General features: G+C 65.3%; 1 protein-coding gene and 1 pseudogene. One reads left to right on the forward strand and one right to left on the reverse strand.

Annotation, left to right across the window (positions count from 1 at the left end):
• Positions 1-474 (reverse strand): annotated as a pseudogene (locus AC2VOK_RS04065) (hypothetical protein); the annotation flags it as partial.
• 522 nt (positions 475-996) lie between these two features.
• Here AC2VOK_RS04065 and AC2VOK_RS04070 point away from each other — a divergent pair.
• Positions 997-1,344, forward strand: a complete 348-nt coding sequence (locus tag AC2VOK_RS04070) for a DUF732 domain-containing protein (protein ID WP_428899342.1) — start codon at positions 997-999, stop codon at positions 1,342-1,344.
• Positions 1,345-1,529: the final 185 nt, after the last annotated feature.

A 1,529-nucleotide genomic window follows, 5' to 3' on the forward strand; every position in this document is an offset into this window, starting at 1 on the left:
ACCGGCACCGCCGTCGCCGATCAAACCCGCCGAACCGCCCGCCGAACCAGCGCCGTGATCGACCCCGACCACACCTGCGGCCCCCACGCCCCCGTCTCCGAACAGGAAACCGCCGTCGCCGAGGTTGCCGAAAAGCCCAGAACTGCCAAGCAGCGAATGGTTGGTCCCGGAGAAGTCGTTGACTCCGTCGCCGACCAGGTCGCGCCCGAACAGGTACACCGACGGTGCGTTGACGATCGGGTCGACTGTCTGACCCAGCGAACTTGCCAGGTAGTCCTGGCTGGTGGCATGCAACGCGACGTCGAGTTGGAGGCTGACCTCGAACAGCGCCGCGTTGACGGTCGCCCCCATCGAGGCCGTGTCCGCGATGCCGGCACCGAGATCGGCGGTCAACGACTCCGCACCTGGCCCCGTCGCGTCCAGCACGCCCGTCAACCCATTGCCGACGGCGTTCACCACTGGGTCGACGATCACGCTCAGAATGTCGGCTCGCGCCACGGGCGCTCCCGGTACCGTCGCCACCGCCAGCGCGGCAGTCGCCACGGCGGACCCGCCCGCAGCCCAAGCCCTGCGCCGGCGGGCCGCCATCCCGAGCCCCCTTCCGTACCATCTCCACGAGCCACACCACGGTGCGCCGAGGAGGCGAAAGTTACGACAGTGAAGCACACTCCGGCGCAGAAATCCACGGGAACCGACACTGCTGACGCCCCCGGACCTTGGGCACACGCGGGATGGGCGGAACCGGGTCGTGCTAACCCACGACACCGGCAATCGGAGTGGGCTCGGCAGTCGGTGACATCGGTGTTGTCGACACCCAACGCCGACGGCTGGCCCGGCGACAATTTGTCGCTCACCTTGAGCCCGTGTAGCTCGCCGGCAGGACCGCGGGTCGCTACCGATGCCTGGCCGTCATCTTCCCCCCACTCGCCGCTGACTCCCAGGCTCGGCCACCGCAGTCGACAGGACAACCACGTCGTCGTGGAGGATGATTGGGCGATGCGATTCCTGATTGTATTGGCCAATGTCGCATTGGCCAATCTGGCCGCCGCCGTCGGCTCGGCGGTGCCGGCGCAAGCCGAGCCCAGCAGCATCGACCCGGGTACTGACAGTAGCTTTCTGAGCCAGCTCACCCAAGCGGGCATCACCTATACCAACGGACCTGCCGCCGTGGCAGCCGCCCATACGGCGTGCAACATGATGGATTCAGGCCAGAAGGAAATCGCCGTCATCAAAAAGGTGATGACTCTGAACCCAGGATTCGGCCTTGCCGGCTCGACCAGGTTCACCGTGATTGCGTCGAGCGTCTACTGCCCCGACTACCTGTCCAAGTCCAGCGCCAACTGAGCAGATGAACAACCCGCCCGCGTTGCCGCACAGTCCTTGTGGTCAGAACACTGATAAATGATCACTGATAAATGATTGAGGAGTGAAAACCGAATGACTATATCCCTCAAGGCCAGACGGGTAGCCGCTTTCGGCGCCGCCATTGCCGGCATCGGGTCGGTGAGCGTGCTGGGTTCAGCTGCGGC

The organism is Mycobacterium sp. TH-M116 (genome assembly GCF_057473685.1).